General features: G+C 46.9%; 17 protein-coding genes. 8 read left to right on the forward strand and 9 right to left on the reverse strand.

The annotated features are described in order from the left end of the window. The first annotated feature begins 163 nt into the window (after positions 1-163). Positions 164-766 carry a helix-turn-helix domain-containing protein gene (locus ACEPPX_RS05070; RefSeq protein ID WP_416623187.1) on the forward strand — a complete coding sequence of 201 codons (603 nt, stop codon included), beginning with the start codon at positions 164-166 and terminating at the stop codon, positions 764-766. A gap of 98 nt (positions 767-864) precedes the next feature. On the opposite strand, the gene ACEPPX_RS05075 is transcribed toward ACEPPX_RS05070, so the two are convergent. Next, complete coding sequence (locus ACEPPX_RS05075) at positions 865-2,145, reverse strand: MFS transporter (protein WP_416623188.1); 1,281 nt, start codon at positions 2,143-2,145, stop codon at positions 865-867. Between the two features lie 185 nt (positions 2,146-2,330). On the opposite strand from ACEPPX_RS05075, the gene ACEPPX_RS05080 reads away from it, so the two are divergent. Both ACEPPX_RS05080 and ACEPPX_RS05085 read left to right on the forward strand, forming a co-directional pair. Continuing rightward, entirely contained in the window at positions 2,331-3,725 is a 1,395-nt protein-coding gene (locus tag ACEPPX_RS05080; RefSeq protein WP_416623189.1) for a DHA2 family efflux MFS transporter permease subunit, read from the forward strand. 17 nt (positions 3,726-3,742) lie between these two features. Next, positions 3,743-4,555 carry a PPK2 family polyphosphate kinase gene (locus ACEPPX_RS05085; RefSeq protein WP_416623190.1) on the forward strand — a complete coding sequence of 271 codons (813 nt, stop codon included), beginning with the start codon at positions 3,743-3,745 and terminating at the stop codon, positions 4,553-4,555. A 138-nt stretch (positions 4,556-4,693) separates the two neighbouring features. On the opposite strand, the gene ACEPPX_RS05090 is transcribed toward ACEPPX_RS05085, so the two are convergent. The 4 genes from ACEPPX_RS05090 to alaS all read right to left on the reverse strand — a co-directional run bounded on the left by ACEPPX_RS05090 (position 4,694) and on the right by alaS (position 10,550). Beyond that, positions 4,694-5,062 carry a YkvA family protein gene (locus ACEPPX_RS05090; protein WP_416623191.1) on the reverse strand — a complete coding sequence of 123 codons (369 nt, stop codon included), beginning with the start codon at positions 5,060-5,062 and terminating at the stop codon, positions 4,694-4,696. 150 nt (positions 5,063-5,212) lie between these two features. Next, positions 5,213-5,842 carry a 3'-5' exonuclease gene (locus ACEPPX_RS05095; protein ID WP_416623192.1) on the reverse strand — a complete coding sequence of 210 codons (630 nt, stop codon included), beginning with the start codon at positions 5,840-5,842 and terminating at the stop codon, positions 5,213-5,215. Next, a complete protein-coding gene (locus ACEPPX_RS05100; RefSeq protein ID WP_416623193.1) occupies positions 5,842-7,650 on the reverse strand; it encodes a DUF294 nucleotidyltransferase-like domain-containing protein in 1,809 nt (602 codons plus the stop codon). Before ACEPPX_RS05100 ends, ACEPPX_RS05095 begins: the two co-directional genes overlap by 1 nt. Positions 7,651-7,925: 275 nt before the next feature. Next, positions 7,926-10,550 carry an alanine--tRNA ligase gene (alaS, locus tag ACEPPX_RS05105; RefSeq protein ID WP_416623194.1) on the reverse strand — a complete coding sequence of 875 codons (2,625 nt, stop codon included), beginning with the start codon at positions 10,548-10,550 and terminating at the stop codon, positions 7,926-7,928. A gap of 225 nt (positions 10,551-10,775) precedes the next feature. Here alaS and ACEPPX_RS05110 point away from each other — a divergent pair, with 225 nt between their 5' ends. Continuing rightward, on the forward strand, positions 10,776-11,939 hold the full coding sequence (locus ACEPPX_RS05110) for a polyamine ABC transporter substrate-binding protein (RefSeq protein WP_416623195.1): 1,164 nt from the start codon (positions 10,776-10,778) through the stop codon (positions 11,937-11,939). Between the two features lie 339 nt (positions 11,940-12,278). Here ACEPPX_RS05110 and ACEPPX_RS05115 read toward each other — a convergent pair whose 3' ends face one another. Beyond that, entirely contained in the window at positions 12,279-13,097 is an 819-nt protein-coding gene (locus ACEPPX_RS05115) for a pyruvate, water dikinase regulatory protein (RefSeq protein ID WP_416623196.1), read from the reverse strand. 485 nt (positions 13,098-13,582) lie between these two features. Between ACEPPX_RS05115 and ppsA the strand changes: the two genes are divergently transcribed. After that, entirely contained in the window at positions 13,583-15,973 is a 2,391-nt protein-coding gene (gene ppsA / locus ACEPPX_RS05120) for a phosphoenolpyruvate synthase (protein ID WP_416623197.1), read from the forward strand. A gap of 149 nt (positions 15,974-16,122) precedes the next feature. After that, positions 16,123-16,893, forward strand: a complete 771-nt coding sequence (locus tag ACEPPX_RS05125) for a formate/nitrite transporter family protein (RefSeq protein WP_416623198.1) — start codon at positions 16,123-16,125, stop codon at positions 16,891-16,893. A gap of 146 nt (positions 16,894-17,039) precedes the next feature. On the opposite strand, the gene ACEPPX_RS05130 is transcribed toward ACEPPX_RS05125, so the two are convergent. From ACEPPX_RS05130 to ACEPPX_RS05140, 3 genes are all read right to left on the reverse strand, one after another. Then, on the reverse strand, positions 17,040-18,017 hold the full coding sequence (locus ACEPPX_RS05130; RefSeq protein ID WP_416623199.1) for a class 1 fructose-bisphosphatase: 978 nt from the start codon (positions 18,015-18,017) through the stop codon (positions 17,040-17,042). Beyond that, the gene (locus ACEPPX_RS05135; RefSeq protein ID WP_047761634.1) at positions 18,014-18,403 is read right to left on the reverse strand and encodes a hypothetical protein; all 390 of its coding nucleotides are present in this window, start codon (positions 18,401-18,403) and stop codon (positions 18,014-18,016) included. Before ACEPPX_RS05135 ends, ACEPPX_RS05130 begins: the two co-directional genes overlap by 4 nt. A gap of 202 nt (positions 18,404-18,605) precedes the next feature. Then, positions 18,606-19,451: a 23S rRNA (adenine(2030)-N(6))-methyltransferase RlmJ gene (locus tag ACEPPX_RS05140; RefSeq protein WP_416623200.1), complete on the reverse strand. Its 846-nt coding sequence runs from the start codon at positions 19,449-19,451 to the stop codon at positions 18,606-18,608. 141 nt (positions 19,452-19,592) lie between these two features. Between ACEPPX_RS05140 and ACEPPX_RS05145 the strand changes: the two genes are divergently transcribed. Both ACEPPX_RS05145 and lepA read left to right on the forward strand, forming a co-directional pair. Continuing rightward, positions 19,593-21,440 (forward strand): SurA N-terminal domain-containing protein, encoded by a 1,848-nt coding sequence (locus ACEPPX_RS05145; RefSeq protein ID WP_416623201.1) that lies wholly within the window; start codon positions 19,593-19,595, stop codon positions 21,438-21,440. A gap of 220 nt (positions 21,441-21,660) precedes the next feature. Continuing rightward, positions 21,661-23,454 carry a translation elongation factor 4 gene (gene lepA, locus ACEPPX_RS05150; protein ID WP_416623202.1) on the forward strand — a complete coding sequence of 598 codons (1,794 nt, stop codon included), beginning with the start codon at positions 21,661-21,663 and terminating at the stop codon, positions 23,452-23,454. Positions 23,455-23,456: the final 2 nt, after the last annotated feature.

Raw genomic sequence — 23,456 nt, forward strand, 5'->3', positions numbered from 1 at the left:
AGTGGAATTTTTATAGATGCTTAAGTGCAAAACAGGGGTTGTGATAAAATGCGCTAGATTCAGCCCGCCGCGCATATAACTGGCTAACTTGCTCGGTGTGCTTTTATAAACCGCATATCAATAAAAATTGATTCCTCCTTATCGCCGATATTCCAAATTTATTATGAAAAACCAAGAACAAGCAGGAAGCACGCACGAACAAAGTAATAATTTTTTGGCCAACCGTTTACATACTTTGCGTAAGCAAGCCGGGTTGACTTTGCAGCAGTTGAGTGAAAAAAGCCATATTTCCGTATCGGCTCTTTCCAAGATTGAAAAGGGGCAGTTGTCGCCTACTTATGAAAAAATCGCTTCTTTGGCGCGCGGTTTGAATATCCATGTTGCAGAACTATTTCATGAAGAGACTGCCGCTATGCCAAACGGGCGCTTGACGGTTAGCCGTGCCGGTAGCGGGCGGATACACAGTACCGACCAATACGACTACCGGCCATTATGTGCGGAATTGAGCAATAAACAATTTGTGCCGCTGTTAACGCGTATCAAGGCCAGAAACGTGCATGAATTTCCTACCTTGCTGCAACACGAAGGGGAAGAATTTATTTATGTGTTGGAGGGCGAAGTAACACTCCATACCGATTTTTACCGTCCGACAATGCTGAGCCAAGGCGATTCCTGCTATTTCGATAGCGGTATGGGACATGCTTGTGTGGCGGGCTCGGAAGATGCTTTGGTATTGTGGGTATCTTCGCATACTTCGTTCGCTTAGATCCGTATGCAGTTTATCTAAAAAATATAACCGTTGATTATAGAGTAAAGGCCGTCTGAAACTTTCAGACGGCCTTTGTTTACCGGTTCGACAGATAGTTAATGATCCAGTTTTTTACCTGCCGCTTCACTTACCGCAACAATGGCCAACAACGATACCACGCCGGTAAAGATGATATAACAGGCAATCGGCACGTAAGAATGGTCAAACTCTTTAAGCAAGAATGTAGCAACCAACGGTGCTGTACCACCTGCCAAGGCCGCACCGATTTGATAACCCAGCGTAATACCGGTATATCGTACATTGCTTTTGAAAATTTCAGAAAACATCGTACCCAATACTGCGGTAGTAGGGGCCCAGATAATGCCCAAGCCGATTACAGTTGCCAATACCAGCATGAAAAACGATTGGCTTTGCAGCAACCAAAAATAAGGGAAGGCGTACAACATCATCAGCAGAACACCACCGATATACACGGTTTTACGACCGATTTTATCGGAAAGCGCACCCATCATCGGAATCAGGATAGTCGTGATGATGGTAGCAATGGTAACGGCATTAAGCACCTGAGTACGGCTGAAGTCCAGCTCTGTTGTCGCATAGTAAACAATGAAGGTAGACATGATATAAAAGGGAGCGGTTTCAACGAATTTCGCACCCACGGCAATTAATACTTCACGTTTGTGATGTTTGAGTGTTTCAAACAAAGGCACGGCTACTACATTGCCACTCTCTTGGTTTTTCTTGAAGGAAGGCGTTTCATCAATGCCTTTGCGAATCCACAGACCGACAAATACCAATACCGCGCTCAACACAAACGGCACGCGCCAGCCCCATGACAAAAATGCTTCGTCGGGCAGCATACTCATCACGGTAAGCGCCAAGGTAGCCAACAGCATACCGATGGTAACCCCCATTTGCGGTACGCTGCCGAAAAAGCCGCGTTTGTTATCGGGTGCGTATTCGACCGCCAACAACATAGCTCCACCCCATTCACCGCCAATGCCCAAGCCTTGCACCAAACGCAGCGTAACCATCAAAATCGGCGCAGCAATACCGATGGCTTGGTAAGTAGGCAGAAGCCCCATCAGTACAGTCGCACCGCCCATTAGAGACAGGGTGAGTACCAGCGTTTTCTTACGGCCGATTTTATCGCCGATATGACTGAAGATAATGCCGCCGAACGGGCGGATGAAAAACGACAAGGCAAATGAAGCAAATGCCAACATCGTGCCGACAGCAGGGTCTTCGGCAGGGAAAAACAATTGATTGAATACCAATGCCGCTACCGTGCCATAAAGGAAATAGTCGAACCATTCGATTGAGCTGCCGACCAAGCTGGCGAGCAATACCCGGTTGGATACTTTTTTACTGTGCATAGCTTCTCCTCTGATGCATGTTTTAAAAAATGTAAATTTATTTTATACGCTATTTAATTTTCTTAAAAGAAAATTTTATCGAAAAATATAAATCACATACTGATTTTTCAGACGGCCTTCAATTTAACTGCAAGACAAGCAGCGAAAGGCGTACAATGAACACATATTATTGATTTCGAATAGCTATGAATGCCCGTTTGCCTTCGAAGTGGCTGCCTTTGCTGCTGGCGGTTGCGATTTTTATGCAGTTGCTGGATGCCACAATTTTGAATACGGCCTTGCCTCAGATGGCGGTTGATCTGAATGCGTCGCCTTTAAATATGCAGTCGGCAGTGATTGCCTATGCGCTAACTTTGGCTTTGCTGATGCCTTTGAGCGGCTATTTGGCCGACCGTTTCGGTACGCGCAAAGTGTTTATTGTGTCGGTAGCGGTTTTTATGCTCGGTTCGACTATGTGTGCAGCCTCAACCAATGTTTCCGCTTTGGTAGCGGCAAGGGTGGTGCAGGGGATAGGCGGTTCGATGCTGGTGCCTATTCCGCGGCTGACTTTATTGAGGGTATATGAGAAGTCGCAATTGCTCAATGCGATTAATTATGCCGTTATGCCGGCTTTGCTCGGTCCTGTGTTGGGGCCTTTGGTGGGTGGTTATTTAGTGGAATATGCCGGTTGGCATTGGATTTTTCTGATTAATCTGCCGATTGGTGCATTAGGTATTGTGATTGCATTAAAAATTATGCCTGATGTCAGAGGTAAGCTGAGCCGTTTTGATTTGCCGGGCTTTTTATTGTTTGCTATTGCCGCATGTTCGTTCAGCTTGGGCGTTGAGTTGGCGACCCATTCGCGGGCTTGGTCGTTTTCTTTATTGTTGGCTTTAGCGGGAGTAGCGTCCGCTTGGCTGTATTGGCGGCATAGTGCCCATAGCAAAGCACCTTTGTATGCCCGCAATTTGTTCATGGTGCGTACTTACAGATTGGGTTTGGCCGGAAATTTATTCAGTCGTTTGGGTATCAGTGCGGTACCGTTTCTATTGCCGCTGCTTTTTCAAGTCGTACTCGGCTTGAGTGCGAGTTTGTCGGGTTGGCTGGTTGCGCCGCTTGCTATGGCTGCTTTGTTGATGAAGCCTTTGATTAAACCTGTGATGGATAGATTCGGTTATCGGCGGGTTTTGGTGTTTAATACCCGGCTGCTTGGCGTGCTTATTATGTGTTTGGCCCTGCCCGAGGGAGATGCTCCTTTGTGGCTGTGGGCGGTTTTGCTGTTTTTAATCGGCAGTAGCAATTCATTACAGTTTTCGGCAATGAATACCCTTACTATTTCTGATTTGCGCCCCTATCAAACGGGTAGCGGCAACAGCTTGATGGCGGTCAACCAGCAGCTGGCGGTTAGTTTGGGTATCGCATTGGGAGCCTTGGTATTGCAGGTTTTTAGTAAAAGTACCATCGGAGAAGAAAATCTGCATAATGCATTCAGATATACTTTTGTGTATATTGGTATGGTAACGTTTGCTTCTGCTTGGATCTTTGCACGTTTGCACCGTTCCGATGGTCAAAATCTCTTAGTAAAAACACCTAACCACTAATGAGAGGGGAATATCCGATGTCTTTTCCTATTCATAAATATCGTGCCGGCGGTAAAAAGCTGGATTTCAAACAACGTAGGCCTGATGATAAATCCGATGTGCCGCAAAAAAAGGCTGCCCGCCGTGCGGAAACCGAACAGCTGGGTCAAGAGCTCAATAGCTTGCAGGATATTCTTTATGCAGAATCAAAGCACCGTTTTTTAGTGGTTTTGCAAGGTATGGACACTTCGGGTAAAGACGGTACGATTCGTGCTGTTTTCAGAAGCGCAGATCCTTTAGGTATGCGTGTACAGGCTTTTAAGGCACCGAGTGAAGAAGAGAAGGCGCGGGATTATTTGTGGCGCGTACATCAGGTAGTGCCGAAAAACGGTGAAATCGTAATTTTTAACCGCAGCCATTATGAAGACGTTTTGGTTACGAAAGTGCGCGGTTGGATAGACGAAGCCGAATTTGAACGCCGTATCCACCATATTAATGATTTCGAACGTATGTTGGCTGAAACAGGCACTACGGTGATTAAAATCTTCTTGCATATTTCGAAAGAAGAACAACGTGAACGTTTGCAGGCCCGCTTAGATGAGCCTGATAAAAATTGGAAATTCAATCCCGGTGATTTGGAAGACAGGAAATATTGGGATGATTTTATGCAGACTTACCAAAACGTAATTGCCGCTACCGATAAAGATCATGCACCGTGGTATGTGGTACCGGCCGATTCCAAATCAGCGCGCAACGTGGTTATCGTTAATATTTTGCTTGAGCATTTGAAAAAGCTGAATCCGGCTTATCCTGTGGTCGATAAAACAAATTGGCCGGATAAAATCGAATGATATGGAATACTTCTATTAAAAATGCCGTCTGAAATTTTCAGACGGCATTTTTTGTAAAATCAATCATGCGTATTTTATTTTCAATAAAAAAGCAGTTGAAAATAAAACAGCTGCTTTGATTGAATGCAAAAGCAAAATTTATTTACGCAAAAGCTCTTCGGTTGCAGCGCGTGCTTTGTCGCGGATTTCTTCTGTGAGATAGGCCTTCATTTGGGAATAAACCAATGCGATGACGGCAATATCGTCGGTGAAGCCGAGCGGACCCAGTAAATCGGGAATGCTGTCGATAGGGCTGAAGAAATAAACCAGTGCGCCCAAAATAATCATCTTGGCGCGCTTAGGTGTGCTTGGCTCTTTAAACAGAAAATATAAGGCGTAAAGCTGTTTGATAGCCGGTGCGCCCAAGCGGCCGGCAAAGCGTGCCAGCTTGCGCAGGAAGCCAGGTTCGTCGAGCTTTTTACGGCGGAATTTGGGGATAAACTCTTCGGGCGAAGGGTTTTGCTTCATACGGCATCCTTTCTGAGTAAAACAGAGCCTTATCGGCATTAATGAAACCACGATAAGCAGCGGTAAGCCGGTTTGCTTTCGGGCTGAGTTCAAAATGGAGTAATGTGCTTGTTATTTCAAGACCCTGTGTTTTCAGGCGGCATTGAAAAATTATGTTTGGGAACGTTTGCGTCTTTTTTCACGGTTCATAAGGGCCAGATACATCATGGCGACATTAATCGAGTCGTTTAAGGCATCGTGGCGGGGCAGGTCGGGGATGCCGAGTTTTTCTACCATGGTAGCCATGCGTAGGTCGATATAGGCATTATGTATGGTTTTATTCATTTCTTGCTGGTAGAAAATACTGGAAACCTCTACCTGACGGTTGGGCAGTTTAATACCGAGCAGGGGTTTTAAAAATTTGTTAACCATGGCGATATCGTATTCCAAATAATAGCCGACCAAAGGCCGCCCGCCGATAAAGTTTAAAAAGCGGTGCAGGGCTTCTTCTATCGGCATGCCGTCTGAAAGATCTTTAGGCCGTAAACCATGTATGGTAACGTTGGCCGCCTCCATAATGCCTTCGGGCTTGACCAATACGTAAAAAGATTCGCTGGTTAAGATTTCGTTGCCGCGTATTTTGACTGCGCCGATGGAAATAATTTCACCTTCTTTCACATTCAGGCTGGTGGTTTCGCAATCAAAGCTGACCAATTCGGTAGGATGCTCTTCATAAAGAAAATCGTAGCGGGAATCGCGCAGTTTTTTACGCTCGCGCTGCTTGAAAAAGTTTTCAAACATCAGTGCACCCCCAAATGGAAATGATGGCTGACCATGGCTTTGAAGCGTTTGACTACTTGCAAGGCGTCTTTAAGCAAATCACGCTCAAGGGTGGAGAGCTGTTCGGTGTCGACTTGGTTAGGCTCGATCAGGCCATGCTCGCTTAATGCGCTCAAGCCGGATTTCAGGCGCAAGTCCATCAGATAGCCGAGTGCTTCGGCAGTATCTTTGCCCAATTGTTCATCCAATACTTTCAGCTGTACGAGTTTGGCGATGCGTTCGAAAGAGTTGGTTTCCTCTACCCGCGCTTCTAAAGCTAAGGCCCGGAGGCCGTGAACAACGGGGAAAGTTCCCATTTTTTTGATATCCATTTTATCGTGTTTGCCACGACCGAGAAGCTGGGTGAAAAATCCTTTGCTGTGGGTATCGAAAAGCTCAATGGCACGGGCAAAAGCCATCAGCATGCCGGCATCGTTGCTGAGGGTTTTCTGAAGATGCTGCTTCAATTCGGCTAACATATTTTCCGGGCCAGCAACGGCTTTGGCATCAATAAAAATAGCCAGATTCATCATGGATTCGGGGCTGGGCGAAAGGCACCAGCGGGTAAGCATTTTCTTAAATTCGGGCAGGGTTTTGCGCCATAACGGGTTGTTGACCATGATTTTGCCGTTGCAGGGCGGGTAGCCCAAACGCTCCAGTGTGGCGGAAAACTCGGCGGCGGTTTTTTCCGCCAAGGCCAAATCGGCTTGCTCGGTGAGGATAAGGGCGTTGTCTTGGTCGGTTTTGAGAATCTGTTCGCCCCGGCCTTCGGAGCCCATCACAATCAAACATGAGTTTTCATAAAGTTCGGGCGGAGCCAACAGCCGCCACACTTTTTCAAACAGGCTTGAATTCAATACCTGCATCAGTTGCGCTAATTGCGGCGCGCGCACGCCGTTGTTGCGTAAGATTTGTATGGACTGAGTCATTTGGGAGGCGATGTCGACCAGCTCGTCTATCGTTTCCGCACGTTCCAAACGCTGGGCGACAAGGTGGGTGTGGTTGGAGAAGTAGGCCAATACGTCGATTTGCTCCAATGCGCCGACAGGCTCACCGTCTTCCAACACAATCACCCGCTGGATTTGGAATTGGGTCATACGCAGCAGGGCGTTGAAAACAAAATCTTCAATATCAATAGCAATCAGGTTGAAAGTAGACCATTTGCTGACGGCTTCTTCGGCAGACGCGCCGGCAATCGTAATATCTCGAAATGCCGACTCGGTAAACAAGCCGACTTGGCCTTCATGCTTCACCAATACCGATTTGCTTTTACGCTCTTTCATCACCTTTGCGGCATCTAAAATACTGGCCGAGCCGTCTAACCATACCGTATTGTGGCGGTAGGCATCGCGCACTTTTGCTGTAAAGAGGCTTTCAAACTCGTGCTGTTTGCTGTTTACCGAAAGGCTGGACAGTTTTTCCGCAACGCTGGCATAGAAATAAGCGCCGAAGCGGGGATTGGATTCCATCAGCTGCATCACGGTAGCTTTGGGAATGGTGTAAACAAGCGCCTGTTCTTCTACGGCAAACTGGTGAGAACTCGCTCCTTCAACCAAAGCCCGAGCTTCGAAAGTATCCCGTGGGCGGTAGATAGCCAACACCTCGCCATCCGGCCCCGTTTCCTTAATCATGCCTTTAATCACGACATACAGATGATCGATATTTTGCTGCGGGCTGATGATGATTTCATCGTCATTAAAAAATGCGATATTCAGCGATTCTTGCAGGATTTTTTGCTCGGAATGACTGAGCATATCGTAAGGCGGATAGTCGAAATCGAAGCGTTCCATTAGCACATCCCTTGATAATAATCGGATTGACGAGAGGCCTGCGAAGCGGAAATACAAATAAGAAGTGAAGTTGTTTTGCGGGTTAAAATGCCCTTGTTATATTTCAATCGGGTATACCACCTACTATACATAAAATTTTCGGGATTCGGTTATGTTTTTTATAGTGATTAGGGAAGGGGAAGGGATTACTTTGATTGATAAAATAGGATTAGGGTAGGCATAAGGCCGTCTGAAAAAATACGTTTCAGACGGCCTTTTATTGATAAATAGCAGGATTAAGCAAGTTTACTGCTTACCCATCCTTCCACTCTATCTAATGCTTCAGCCAGCTTGCCGACTTCCGTACCGCCGGCCTGTGCCAAATCGGGGCGGCCGCCGCCTTTGCCGCCGATTTGTTCGGCGACGAATTTGACCAAATCGCCGGCTTTGACTTGAGCGGTTAAGGGTTTGGATACGCCCGCACACAGCGATACTTTACCGTCGTTCACCGCCGCCAGCAGCACAACGGCTTGGTTGGATTTTCCGGTCAGGTCGGTAACGATATCCCGCAGAGCGGCAGCTTCGGCGTCGATTTGAGCGACTACCAAGCGGGCGGTGCCCAAGTCTTTGGCGTTGTCGAGCAGTTTGGCAGCGGCGTGTACGGCCAGTTCGCCTTTGGCTTTGGCCAGTTCTTTTTCCACCGCTTTGGCTTGTGCGGCCTGGGCTTGGATTTTGCTCAAAACGTCTTTTTCGGTTTGCGCTTTCACTTCGCCGATGATGTCTTTAATCAGGCGTTCTTGGTTTTGCGCCCATTGCAGCGCGTTCAGACCCGTGATGGCTTCCAAACGGCGGACGCCTGCGGCGATACCGCCTTCGCTGATGATTTTAAACAGGCCGATGTCGCCGGTGCGGGCAACGTGGGTGCCGCCGCACAATTCGGTAGAGAAATCACCCATTTTTAATACGCGCACTTCTTCGCCGTATTTTTCGCCGAACAGCATCATGGCACCGGCGGCTTTGGCATCGTCCATGCTCATCACGGCGGCTTCAACGGGTACGTTGGCCAAGATGGCGGCATTGACGCGGCGTTCCACTTCGGCGATTTCTTCGGCGCTGACTGCTTGCGGGTGGGAAATATCGAAGCGGGTAAGTTCGGCGGTAACCAGCGAACCTTTTTGTTCGACATGGCTGCCCAATACATCGCGCAATGCTTTGTGCATCAAGTGGGTTGCGCTGTGGTTACGCATATTGGCATTGCGGATATTGTTGTCGATTTTGGCGGTAACGGTGTCGCCGACTTTCAGACGGCCTGAAACCAACACGCCGAATTGGCCGAATACGGTGGCTTTGATTTTTTGCGTATCGCGCACTTCAAAGCGGTTTTCGCCGGCAAAGATATAGCCGACGTCGCCGATTTGGCCGCCCGATTCTGCATAGAAAGGCGTAGTGTCGATCACGACGGCGCCGCTTTCGCCCTCGGCTAGTTCGTTAACGGCTTCACCATCTTTATAGAGTGCCAATACGGTGGCTTCGGTTTGGCGTTCGCTGTAACCGCGGAATTCGGTATCGCGGCCTTCGTAAGCCAGTTGCGCATCGGCTTTGAAGCTTTGGGCTGCGCGGGCGCGGGCGCGTTGGGCTGCCATTTCGCGTTCAAAGCCTGCTTCATCCATGTCGATACTGCGTTCGCGGCAGATGTCGGCCGTGAGGTCGTAGGGGAAACCGTAGGTGTCGTAGAGTTTGAAGATTACTTCGCCGTCAAGCTGTTTGCCGCCGTTTGCCAGGGCTTCTTCCAACAAGGCCATGCCGGTTTCCAGCGTTTGCGCGAAGCGGGTTTCTTCGTTTTTCAAGGCTTCGGTAATCTGCGCTTGCTTTTCTTTCAGTTCGGGATAAGCGCTGCCCATTTCGGCAACCAAGTCGCCCACGAGTTTGTGGAAGAAGGCTTGTTTTTGGCCGAGTTTGTAGCCGTGGCGTACGGCACGGCGGATGATGCGGCGCAATACGTAGCCGCGGCCTTCGTTGCTCGGCAACACGCCGTCGGCAATCAGGAAGGAGCAGGCGCGGATGTGGTCGGCAATCACTTTCAGGCTGGGCTGTTCCATGCTGAAGGGTGTGCTGGTTTCGCGGGCGGCGGCTTTAAGCAGGTTTTCGAACAGGTCGATTTCATAGTTGCTGTTCACATGCTGCATCACGGCGGCCATGCGCTCCAAGCCCATACCGGTATCAACCGAAGGCTTGGGGAGCGGATTCATATTGCCTTGTTCGTCACGGTTGAACTGCATGAATACGCAGTTCCAAATTTCGATAAAGCGGTCACCGTCTTCTTCCGGGCTTCCCGGAGGGCCGCCCCAAATATGGTCGCCGTGGTCGTAGAAAATCTCCGAGCAAGGGCCGCAGGGGCCGGTATCGCCCATTTGCCAGAAGTTGTCGGAGGCGTATTTGGCGCCTTTGTTGTCGCCGATGCGGATGATTTTTTCAGACGGCAGGCCTATTTCGTTTTGCCAGATATCGTAGGCTTCATCATCTTCGGCGTAAACGGTGGCCAAGAGTTTTTCTTTAGGGATGTTCAGCCATTCGGGCGAGGTGAGGAATTCCCAAGCAAAATGGATGGCATCGCGTTTGAAGTAATCGCCGAAGCTGAAGTTGCCCATCATTTCGAAAAAGGTATGGTGGCGGGCAGTGTAGCCGACGTTTTCAAGGTCGTTGTGCTTGCCGCCGGCGCGTACGCATTTTTGTGCGGTAGTGGCGCGGTTGTAAGGGCGTTTGTCGAAGCCTAGGAATACGTCTTTGAATTGGTTCATACCCGCATTGGTAAACAGCAGGGTGGGATCATCGTGCGGTACTAATGAAGACGAGGCCACAATCTGATGGCCTTTGCTTTCGAAGAATTTTAAGAATTTTTGGCGTAGTTCTGCGGTTTTCATGATGTTTTCTATTTGAAAGTAAGAGGTTTTTCGAAGCGGCGCATATTGCTTTGAGGCCGTCTGAAAATGAAAATAAAATCTTGCTAATATTACCGCAGATTTAGGCCGCCGCCTACCCAAAACAAGCCCGTTGCTTTATACTTTTGCGGAATATTCGAAGCCTGCGGTATGGTTGTAGCCGCGGGCTTGGTTATTTCCGACTAACCTTTTGCATAAGGAACTTTAATGATTAAAAAAATATCATTACTCGGCCTTGTGGTATTGGCGCTTTCGGCTTGCGGAGACAAGTCGAACGAAAAACCGCCTAGCACGGCTGCTTCTGCTGCTGAAAATACACAAGCTGCAACTGCCCTTCCTGAAACTGCTTATTTGAAAATCTATAACTGGTCGGATTATGTCGATCCGGAAACCGTAAGCGCATTTGAAAAGCAATACGGTGTCAAGGTTACGTACGATGTGTATAACAGCGATGAAGCACTCGAGGCTAAAGTGCTTTCCGGAAAATCCGGTTACGATATCGCCGGACCTTCCAATGCTTTTATCGGACGCCAAATTAAAGCAGGCACCTATCAAAAGCTCGATAAATCTTTAATTACCAATTATAAAAATATCAACCCTAAGCTGCTTGAGCTGATGCAGGAAGTGGATCCCGGCAATGAATACGCCGTGCCGTTTTTTTGGGGAACAAATACATTTGCTATTAATATAAACCGTGTAAAAAATGCTTTGGGTACCGACAAACTGCCTGATAACCAATGGGATTTGGTATTTAATCCCGAATATACGGCCAAGCTGAAAAAATGCGGTATTAGTTATCTGGATAGTGCCGCTGAAATTTATCCGATGGTATTGAATTATTTGGGTAAGAATCCCAATAGCAGTAATATTGACGACATTAAAGCCGCGACTGAATTGTTGAAGAAAAACCGACCCAATATCAAACGCTTTACTTCATCCGGCTTTATTGATGATTTGGCACGCGGTGATACCTGCGTTACCATCGGTTTCGGCGGTGATTTGAATATTGCTAAACGCAGAGCTCAGGAAGCTGGCGGTAAAGAAAACATCCGGGTGATGATGCCCAAAGAGGGGGTGGGTATTTGGATTGATTCTTTTGTGATTCCGAAAGATTCACAAAATGTACTGAATGCACACCGTTATATCAATCATGCTTTGGTGCCTGAAGTGGCGGCAAAAAATGCCGAGTATGTAACCTATGCACCTTCCAGTGTACCGGCGCGGGAATTGATGGATCCCCAATATCGTGATGACAATACTGTTTTTCCGACGGATCAAGATATGGAAAACAGTTTTATCATGGTGCCGATTGAGCCTGAAAGTTTGAAATTTATGGTACGCCAATGGCAGAGTATCAAAGCCGGTAAATAGTTTTCTTACTGAAAGAACCACTTAAAAATGTATAGCCCCTTGAAATGGTTTTTCATTTCGAGGGGCTATTTTTATGTGTAGGATAGTGAAAAAGTAGGCAATTTGTTCTTGGTAATTTATGGGGCGTTTGAATGGTAGTGATTGAAATGAGGTTTTTTTATATGGAGTAACGGGTTTGAAGATTGCTTTGGCAGGCTGTTTGGGAATAAATTTTTGAGACGGTTAGGAGCAATGAATCAGAAAATAGTTGGAAAGTTAAAAAATGCCGTCTGAAAAAGTTTCAGACGGCATCCATATATAAATTAAGTAAGGGGGTATTAATTAAACCATTGATGTTGGTTAAAAACGCCGCTTTAGTTTGCACATCTGCATGATGTTGACTGCCAGTTCCTCAACTGATTTATCCGTCGTATTGGTAAAGGGAATGTTATGGCGCCTGAATATGGCTTGGGCATCAGACACTTCGCGGCGGCATGTATTAATTTGGCTGTAGTTGGAATCGGGGCGGCGCTCTTGGCGTATGGCTTGCAGGCGTTCGGGCTGGATAGTCAGGCCGAATAATTTGTTTTTGTAAGCTTTTACCATGCGGGGTAAGTCGGTGCTTTCCAAATCATCGGGTGTAAGCGGGTAGTTGGCGGCTCGGATGCCATATTGCAGCGCAAGATAAAGGCAGGTTGGCGTTTTGCCCGAACGGGAAACGCCCATTAGAATCACATCGGCATCTTTTAAGTCTTTGCCGCTGATGCCGTCGTCGTGGTTGAGTGAGAAGTTTACCGCCTCCATACGTGCATCATATCTTTCGGTATCTGCGATGCCGTGGTTGCGGCCGGCTTTGTGGCGTGCGGGAACGCCTAGCTCGCACTCAATCTTATTTAAAAACGCATCGAAAAAACTTAAATGCATGCCGGCACTGGTTTTGACGATTTCGCGGATTTTTTCATCAATGATGCTTGTGAAAACCAAAGGGCGTTGGCCGCTTTGTTCTGCGGCATTATTAATAATATGTACTAAAGCCTGTGCTTTTTCAGGGGTATCGACGAAAGGATAGGTAGCCCGTTTAAAACTGATGCCTTCAAATTGATCAAGCAGGGCTTCTCCCATGCTTTCGGAAGTAAGGCCTGTACGGTCGGAAATAAAAAATGCAGGACGGCGTGCCATAGAGTTTCTCGCTTTAATATGGGTTCGGCTGTAAATGAAAACCGGCTTGTATTCTTTTAGGAAATAATAACTTGATTAATATATAGCCGATTGTGCAATTACATATCATACCAAGCCCGAAGGAGGGAATAAAGGGTTAAGCTGAAAACTACACATTATTACTAATGATTTTTAATAAAATGGAAATACACATATTTTTGAACTTTTTTGAATTTTTTTGGTATAAAATTGCAGAAATAAAACTTCATGTTATGCGGGGATAATTGTTAATTTATTCCGAAAGTCCTAATTTAACGGTGTTTAACATAGAAAAGTCGGTTATTGTAGTAGAGTTTCATTTAACTACAAATGCGAAAAGCCGCAATTTTAAAAGCCCGAAGGCCGATTCAGCAGCAAAGAAAAAGCATGACAGTCGGCAAGGGAATTAGGTAGAATAGCCGCGCATAATTCATTTCTTTTTTAACTGACATAACCTTGGATGAAAAATGTCTGCAAATTACGTTATCTGGTTTGAAAATCTACGCATGACTGATGTGGAAAGCGTAGGTGGTAAAAACGCCTCACTGGGCGAAATGATCAGTCAGCTTACCGAAAAAGGTGTGCGTGTGCCGGGCGGCTTTGCTACAACGGCCGATGCATATCGCGCATTCTTGGCACATAACGGCTTGAACGAACGTATTTCATCAGCACTGGCTACGTTGGATGTTGAAGACGTGGCGGAGCTGGCGCGGGTAGGCAAACAAATCCGTGAATGGATTTTGGAAACACCTTTCCCCGAACAGTTGGATGCCGATATTCAAACCGCTTGGGAAAAAATGGTGGCTGAAGCAGGCACCGATCAGATTTCGGTTGCCGTCCGCTCTTCTGCAACAGCTGAAGACTTACCGGATGCTTCGTTTGCTGGCCAGCAGGAAACTTTTTTGAATATCAATGGTTTGGAAAACGTTAAAGAAGCGATGAAGCATGTATTCGCCTCTTTGTATAACGACCGCGCTATTTCTTACCGTGTGCATAAAGGCTTCGCACACGATGTTGTAGCATTGTCCGCCGGCGTTCAACGCATGGTTCGTTCCGACAGCGGCGCGGCCGGCGTGATGTTCTCCATCGATACCGAAAGCGGCTTCGACCAAGTGGTATTTGTTACCTCTTCTTACGGTTTGGGCGAAACAGTAGTTCAAGGTGCGGTTAATCCTGATGAATTTTATGTTCACAAGCCGACTTTGCAGGCTGGAAAACCTGCTATTTTGCGTAAAACCCTCGGTTCTAAACTCATCAAAATGACCTTTACCGACCAGGCTCAAGCCGGTAAGTCGGTTCAAGTGGTTGATGTGCCGGAGAACGAGCGTAAGCAGTTCTCGATTTCGGACGAAGAAATTACCGAGTTGGCAAAATATGCGGTGATTATCGAGCAGCATTACGGCCGTCCGATGGATATTGAATGGGGTCGTGATGGTGTAGACGGCAAACTGTATATCTTGCAGGCGCGTCCGGAGACTGTGAAGTCGCAAGAAACAGGTGGTCGCAGCTTACGCCGCTACCGTATTGATCAAAAATCAACCGTATTGTGCGAAGGTCGTGCAATCGGCCAAAAAGTTGGCCAAGGCGTAGTACGTTTGGTAAAAGACGCTTCTGAGATGGAAACCGTAAAACCCGGCGACGTGTTGGTTACCGATATGACCGACCCGGATTGGGAGCCTGTTATGAAGCGTGCGGCTGCGATTGTTACAAACCGCGGCGGCCGCACCTGTCATGCTGCGATTATCGCCCGCGAGCTCGGTATTCCGGCTGTCGTAGGTTGCGGTAACGCAACTGAGGTATTGTCTGAAGGCCAAGAAGTTACCGTATCTTGTGCCGAAGGTGATACGGGTTTGATTTACGAAGGTTTACTGAATGTAGAAGTAAACGATGTGGCTTTGGATAATATGCCCAAATCACCCGTTAAGATTATGATGAACGTGGGTAATCCCGAGCTGGCATTCTCGTTTGCAAGTTTGCCTAGCGAAGGTATCGGTTTGGCACGTATGGAATTCATTATCAACCGCCAAATCGGTATCCATCCGAAAGCTTTGTTGGAGTTTGACAAACAAGACGAGGATTTGAAAGCGGAAATCAGCGAGCGTATCGCAGGCTACGCCTCACCGGTATCATTCTTCGTTGATAAGATTGCCGAAGGTGTTTCTACTTTGGCCGCTTCCGTATACCCGCGTAAAGTTATCGTACGTATGTCTGATTTCAAATCAAACGAATATGCCGGTTTGATTGGCGGTAATTTGTACGAACCTCATGAAGAAAATCCGATGCTGGGCTTCCGCGGTGCGGCTCGTTATGTGTCGGAAGACTTCAAAGACTGCTTTGCTTTGGAATGCCAAGCATTGAAACGTGTTCGCGACGATATGGACTTAACCAACGTGGAAATCATGATTCCGTTTGTCCGTACGCTCAGCGAAGCCGAACAGGTTGTTAAAGCGTTGAAAGAGAACGGCCTGGAGCGCGGCAAAAACGGTCTGCGCTTGATTATGATGTGCGAAGTGCCGAGTAATGCTTTACTTGCCGAGCAGTTCTTGCAATATTTCGATGGCTTCTCTATCGGTTCGAACGATATGACCCAGCTGACCTTAGGCTTGGACCGCGATAGCGGTGGTCCTATTGCAAGCACATTCGACGAGCGTAATGCCGCTGTTAAAGTAATGTTGCACTTGGCTATTTCGGCTTGCCGCAAGCACAATAAATATGTGGGTATTTGTGGCCAAGGTCCTTCGGATCATCCTGACTTTGCCAAATGGTTGGTTGAGGAAGGAATTGATACCGTATCTCTGAATCCGGATACCGTGATTGAAACCTGGTTGTATTTGGCAAAAGAAGTAGCTGCTAAATAAATGTGAAGGGTGAATCATCAACCCAAAAAACGCCGTATTTTTAGGATACGGCGTTTTTTATTTGCAGGAATGTTTTTTGCTTTAAATCAGAAGGCCGTCTGAAATTTGCTTTACAATCCCGTTTTCATAATAGCTTTTTTCAACAAAATATGTCTGATCTTTCTCCGCATGAAATTTTTAAGATAACTCTGGAAAAAGGTGTTGCCAAAACATCTGAGCGTATCGATACATTGGCAGTTTTAGGCTTCCTCGGCGGGGCATTTATTTCTATCGGTTATTTGGCTTATATTCGTGTGACGGGAGTGATGCCGGCGGAGTGGGATGGATTGGCCGCATTTTTAGGCGCCGCTGTTTTCCCCATTGGTTTGATTTGCATTTTGATTGGCGGTGCGGAATTGATTACGGGCAACATGATGGTTTTACCTGCTGCGTGGCTATCCCGTCGTATTTCTATGGGGCAATTGTTGCGGAACTGGTTGTGGGTGAGCGTGGCAAACTTGGTGGGTGCTATGTTTGTAGCATGGTTTTTCGGGCATTATGTTGGTTTGACGGAGGGGGCTGTTTGGCATAAAACTTTATCGGCGGCTCAAAGTAAAGTAGATGCCGGCTTCGGTAGGGCCTTGGTTTCGGGTGTTGGTTGTAATTGGTTGGTCGGTATGGGCGTATGGCTATGCTACGGTGAAAAATCATTTGCCGGTAAAATTCTCGGAATTTGGTTTCCGGTGATGATTTTCGTATTAGTCGGTTTTCAACACGTTGTGGCCAATATGTTTGTCATTCCTGCTGCGATTTGGGGAGGAGCGGGTATTGGATGGGATCAGTTTGCTTACAATATGCTTGCGGTGTATGTAGGTAATGCCATTGGCGGAGCGATTTTTGTGGCAGGAGCATATTGGTATGCCTACCGGAATAAAATTTAGAAGAGAGTTGGTTTGCCCTCAGGATTATTGATGTATTTGGAAAGTGATATGGCTAACAACCAAAACCAAATGTTATTTAGCAATGAAAAGGCCGTCTGAATTTTTCAGACGGCCTTTTCATTGCTAATAATTTGATTATTTGAGGATTATGTAGATTGGTGCAAACGGTGTACGTATTCTACTTCTTCACGGCTGCCCATGATAACCGATACGCGTTGGTGTAAGCCCTGAGGTTTGATATCCAGCATATTTTCGATGGCATTGCCGGAAGCGCCTCCCGCCTGCTCGAAAATCAGACTTAAAGGATTCGCTTCGTACATCAAGCGTAATTTACCTGGTTTTTGCGGATCACGGGCGTCTTGCGGGTACATGAATACGCCGCCGCGCATCAAAATGCGGTGGATTTCGGCCACCATGGAAGCTACCCAGCGCATATTGTAGTTTTTACCACGTACCCCTGTATCACCGGCTAACAGCTCGGCAATATATTGTTGCATAGGGGGGAACCAGTGGCGTTGGTTAGACATATTGATAGCGAATTCTTTGGTTTGTGCAGGTATTGAAGGGTTTTCCAGTGTTTTGATAAAGGTGTTGTTCTGATCTAGCGTGAAAACGAATACACCGTGTTTTAAGGTGAGAACCAATTGTGTTTGAGGGCCGTATAGAACATAGCCGCTGGCTACTTGATCGCGGCCTTTTTGTAGGAAAGATTCTGTATTCAGTTCGCCTTCGGGTTTGGCCAAAATAGAAAAAATAGTGCCGACCGAAATGTTGACATCGATGTTGGATGAACCGTCTAACGGGTCGAACAGTACCAGATAGCCGCCTGAGTCATTACATACAACGAATGTATCTTCTTCTTCACTGGCAATACCGGCTACATTATTGTCAGATTTTAGTGTCTGAATGAGTAAATCGTTGGCGATGACGTCTAGTTTTTTTTGGTCCTCGCCTTGGACATTGCCGCTTCCGGCTTCGCCCAACACACCGGCCAGTGCGCCCAACCGTACTTGGCTGTTAATATCAATACAGGCAGTTACGACCGACTGCAATACAGAGCCTAGCTCTTTAGGCAGATTGTTAGCTTGTAAATGTTGCGGGAGGAATTCGGCTAAAGTAGTCATTGGTTTCTCTCTGTTTCAAATGATTTTGAATTGGTATTTGGGTGTGCGCCGCTTTTTTGATATACGCTGCTGAAGCAGGAGCTGGCGGCTTCGATTAATTTGGCTCTTGCTTCTTCACTGATGCTGCCGGTAACGGCTTGTGCAATTTCAGTTGCAGTTAATTTTTCATAGGCATTTTCTGCCGAACATTCGCAGATTTTTTGGATTGGCTCGGTATTTCGTAATGCTGCAGGTGCGGCTGCAACACATTCTTGGGTAGATGCCGCAATAAATTTACTGCGGAAGGTATGGCTGAAAGATTGTTTGGCCTGCTCTTGTTCTTTAGTGCAAGCTCCTAGAAGGAGCGGCAATAAGAGAGTAGGCAAACATAAGAAGCGGGCAAGCATATATCGTATCAAAAAGTAAGTTTAGTTTGCGGTTATATTTTCGTATAGTGTAATCGAAGTGTTTCGGCTTGCATATCTTTCAATAAATAAAGGCATATATTGATACTTTAATTTTTAATATTTTGCTACCTATTTATAAGTTACCAAGCCGATAGTCTGGAGGCCGTCTGAAACGAATCATGTTTTCAGCGTATCTTTGGTTTCATTTGATTCGGTAATCAAGTTTAAATTCCGCTGCATGGTCTTGGGCTAGAATCTTCACCAGCTCTGGTAGTGTTGTTTTTAATTGTTCGGTCAAAACATAAGGCGGGTTGACGATAAACATCCCGCTGCCGTGCATACCGAAGCCGTCTGAGCGGGGAGCATGTACGTGGAGTTCGGCACAGAGATATTGCTCGGGAGCCAGTTTAGCCAATTGCTCGGGCAGTTTTCTGCTCTCTTCGCGTGAAAGGCAGGGATACCATACCATGTAACAGCCTTGGGCAAAACGCTTTAAGGCTTCTTGCAGGGTATGGGATACACGGCTGTAATCCTGCTTTTCTTCATATGGGGGGTCAATGAGTATGACGGCGCGCCGAGTCGGTGGCGGCAGCTGGGCGATAAGTTGCCGGTAGCCGTCGCCTTGGGCAACAGTGCCGCGTCTACCTAATTTGGCTTCGCGCATATTGTTTTGTAAATGGTTGAAGTCGGCAGGATGCAATTCGAATAAGCGGAGTTTGTCGCATGGGCGGGTTAGAGCTTGCGCAAGCCAAGGGGAGCCGCAATAGTAATTGCCTTGAGGTAGGATGGTATCAAGAAAGTTGAGAAAATCTACCAAAAGAGGGTCTGAAGGCTTTGCCTTTTTCAGGCGTCGGATACCTTGTTCGTATTCGCCTACTTTCTGTGCTTCTTTCGAAGCTAAATCATACAGACCGGCGCCGCTGTGGGTATCAATATACCAATAAGGTTTGTCTTTTCGGTTGAAGTAGTCCAACACCAAATAAAGCACGAAATGTTTGAGCATATCTGCATGATTGCCTGCGTGAAAAGCGTGTCGGTAGCTGAGCATGGTAAGTTGGGGCCGTCTGAAAAATAAAGCCGTATTTTACGGGATTACCGCTGCCGATAGAAAGGGGCATGTAAGGGTGATTTATTAAATAAAACGCGTTACAATGCTGGTTTGTTTGAGCTTCGGATTTTAAAAAACATTATGTTTTCAACAGTAGACAAATATAGCGGTGCGGCTAAGGTGCTGCTCGGATTGATTGCGCTGACTTTCGTCGGTTTCGGTGCCAGTACGGTAGCGGCGCCGGGTTCGGACTATATCGTTAAAGTAGGCGATATCAAAATTAGTGCGCAGGCCCTCAACGATGCAATGCAAAATGCGCAAGCCGCAGGCGGCCAGCAGAGCCGGGATGCAGTTTTTCAAGGACTTTTGCAGCGGGCTTATCTAACACAAGGTGCCAAGCTGATGGGCATTGGTGTGTCGCAAGAGCAGATTAAGCAAATTATTGTCGATGATCCGAGTTTTCACGATGCCTCCGGCAAATTCAGTCAAGCATTGCTGACCCAATATTTGCAACAGCGCAATATGAGCGAGGATCGTTTTGTAGAAGATATTCGGGAGCAGTTTGCTTTGCAGAATATGGTAAATTTGGTTCAAAACGGTGTGTTGGTAAGTGATGCGCAGGCAGCGCAGTTGGTTAATTTATTGCAATCCGAGCGCACTATCCGCTCGGTGACTTTCAGCCCGGAAGCTTTCGCAGTCCGTGTGAAAACTGATGACGTTACGTTAAAAAACTATTACGAAGCCAATAAAAAAGATTATGTGATTCCCCAGGCGGTCAAAATCGAATATGTTGAATTAAACATGAAGGATCTGGCCGATAAGCAAGCTGTTAGCGAAGAGGAAATCAAAAAAGCTTTCGAGCAGGAAAAAACTTCAGCTCAACCGCAGCGTGAAGTAGCGCATATTTTCTTTCCGGTAGCACAGGATGCAGACGAAGCAACCCGCAAAGCAGCAGAAGCCGAGGCGGAGAAAGTGCTGGCGCAAGTTAAAGCCAAACCGGCCGATTTCGCTGTCCTGGCTAAACAATATTCCAAAGATCCCGCCTCTGCAGACAATGGCGGAAATCTCGGGTATGTGAAAAAAGACGGCGGTTTGGGTGCGGCATTTGAAAACAGCGCATTCTCTTTGCCTAAAGACGAAGTGAGCGGCGTGGTGAAAACCGAATACGGTTACCATATTATCAAGGTTCTGAATATCAAAGACCAAGCTGTTTTGGATGATGAGGAAAAAGCCCGTATAACAGCTGAGTTGAAGCAGCGCAAAGCTTCCCAAGCATTTAACAAAGCCAAAGAAACATTGGCTGAAGAGGCATTCAATAATCCGAATGCTTTAACTGAAGTGGCCAAGAAAACCGGCTTGAAAGTAGCTGCTCCCGACGAATGGTTAAACCGTGAAAACGGCAAAGCGGCAGGAATGCCGGAGGAATTATTGAAAGTTATTTTCAGTGATGACGTATTAAAGAAAAAACATAATTCCGAGCCGGTAACGGTTAATGAAAATACCGTATGGGTTGTACGTGCCAAGGAGGTGCGTGAAGAAAGCACGGAAAGCTTTGAAAACGCCAAAGCACTGGTCAAGGCGAATTACCTGCGTTCGGAAACAGCCAAACTGGCAGAAGCCGAAGCCAAAAAAATGTTGGTCGACTTGAACAATGGTGAGAAACCTACCTTGGCTTGGTCACCGGTGGTTAAGCAAACAGCGGACGAAGCACGTCGCTCTATGCCGCCCGAAGCATATACTCAATTATTGAAAGCGCGTCCGGTTAACGGCAAGCCGGCTTACGTATTGTTGGAAGGCTTGCCTGCGCCGGTGTTGTTGGAAGTGCAAGCGGTGAATCCACCGGCCGATATTGAGGCGCAATTGCCGCTTGCCCGTCAAATGCTGGCGCAGGGTCAGGCAAACGGTATTTTTGAAAACCTAATGACTTACCTTCAGCGCACGGTGAAACAAAAGCAAGGTGCGCAGAAAGTTGCAGAAGGTACGGAATAGCGGTCGGTTGGTAAAATGCCGTCTGAACAGATTCAGACGGCATTTTTATTGTGCGGCTTAAGTATGGCTGTAATGATATTCGGTCATGGTTTGTATTAGCGGAAAAACAGTTTTTCCGCTAGAATAGTCAGTTATTTATCCTTAATATACTGCTTGTTTTGAAAATGCCCGATGCATTTTCAGACGGCCTTGATAAAATCTAACGGTTAGAAATAAATACATGAAAAATATCCGTAATTTCTCAATTATTGCTCATATCGACCATGGTAAGTCTACTTTGGCAGACCGCTTTATCCAATATTGCGGCGGCTTGGATTTGCGTGAAATGAGTACCCAGGTGCTGGATTCGATGGATATCGAAAAAGAGCGGGGCATTACCATTAAAGCGCAAACCGCAGCCCTAAATTATAAAGCACGTGACGGCCAAACCTATCAGCTTAATCTGATTGACACTCCCGGACACGTTGACTTTTCATACGAGGTATCCCGCTCCCTTTCTGCGTGTGAGGGTGCTTTATTGGTTGTGGATGCATCCCAAGGGGTAGAGGCGCAAACGGTTGCTAATTGCTATACCGCTATTGATTTGGGTGTGGAAGTGGTTCCTGTTTTAAATAAAATCGACTTACCGGCAGCCGATCCCGACCGTGTGTCTCAGGAAATCGAAGATATTATCGGTATCGATGCCGTGGGCGCCGTCACCTGCTCGGCTAAGAGCGGTTTGGGCGTGGAGGACGTACTTGAAGAAATCGTTAAAAAAGTTCCTCCTCCCGAAGGGGATGAAAATGCGCCGCTTCAAGCCATGATTATCGATTCTTGGTTTGATAACTATGTGGGCGTGGTGATGCTTATTCGCATTAAAAACGGTACGTTGAAACTAAAAGATAAAGTCCGTTTTATGAGCACGAAGGCGGAAACTCAAGTAGAACAATTGGGTATCTTTACACCTAAATCAGTGGCTAAATCGGAACTGAAGGCCGGCGAGGTGGGCTTTTTGATTACAGGTATCAAAGAGCTGGGTTCTGCGAAAGTGGGTGATACTGTTACAGCCGTAGCCAATCCTGCGGCAGAACCGTTACCTGGTTTTCAGGAGGTACAATCACAAGTATTCGCGGGCTTGTATCCGGTGGAGAGTCACGATTACGAAGCATTGCGTGATGCTTTGGAGAAACTCCAGCTTAACGATGCTTCGTTAAAATTCGAACCTGAAGTTTCGCAGGCGTTGGGTTTCGGTTTCCGCTGCGGTTTCCTCGGCCTGCTGCATTTGGAAATTGTACAGGAGCGGTTGGAGCGTGAATTCGATATGGATTTGATTACTACCGCCCCTACGGTAGTCTATGAAGTATTGATGAAAAATGGTGAAAAAATCGAAGTGGAAAACCCTTCGAAGCTACCGGATATCGGCAGCATCGAAACGATTTTCGAGCCGGTAATCACTGCTACTATTTTAGTTCCGCAAGAGTATGTCGGCAACGTGATGACGTTGTGCAACCAAAAGCGCGGCGTACAGGTAAATATGCAGTATTTGGGCCGTCAGGTAATGCTGACTTACGATTTGCCGATGAACGAAGTGGTTATGGACTTTTTCGATAAGCTGAAATCTACTTCGCGCGGTTATGCTTCTTTGGATTACAAATTTAAAGAATTCCAGCCGTCTGATCTGATTAAGTTGGACATTATGGTGAACGGTGAAAAAGTAGATGCGCTGAGTTTGATTGTGCACCGTCAAAGCGCTGTACACCGTGGTCGTGAGTTGGCTGCGAAAATGCGCGAGTTGATTCCGCGCCAAATGTTTGATATTGCCGTTCAGGCTGCCATCGGGAGCCAGATTATCGCCCGTGAAAACGTTAAAGCACTGCGTAAAAACGTATTGGCAAAATGTTACGGCGGTGACATTACGCGTAAGAAAAAACTGTTGGAGAAACAAAAGGCCGGTAAACGCCGTATGAAACAAGTTGGCAATGTGGAGATCCCGCAGTCCGCATTCTTAGCTATTTTACAGGTTGGGGATAAATAAAT

The organism is Neisseria sp. S1 (genome assembly GCF_048060015.1).
In the GTDB taxonomy this organism is placed as follows: Bacteria; Pseudomonadota; Gammaproteobacteria; order Burkholderiales; family Neisseriaceae; genus Neisseria; species Neisseria arctica.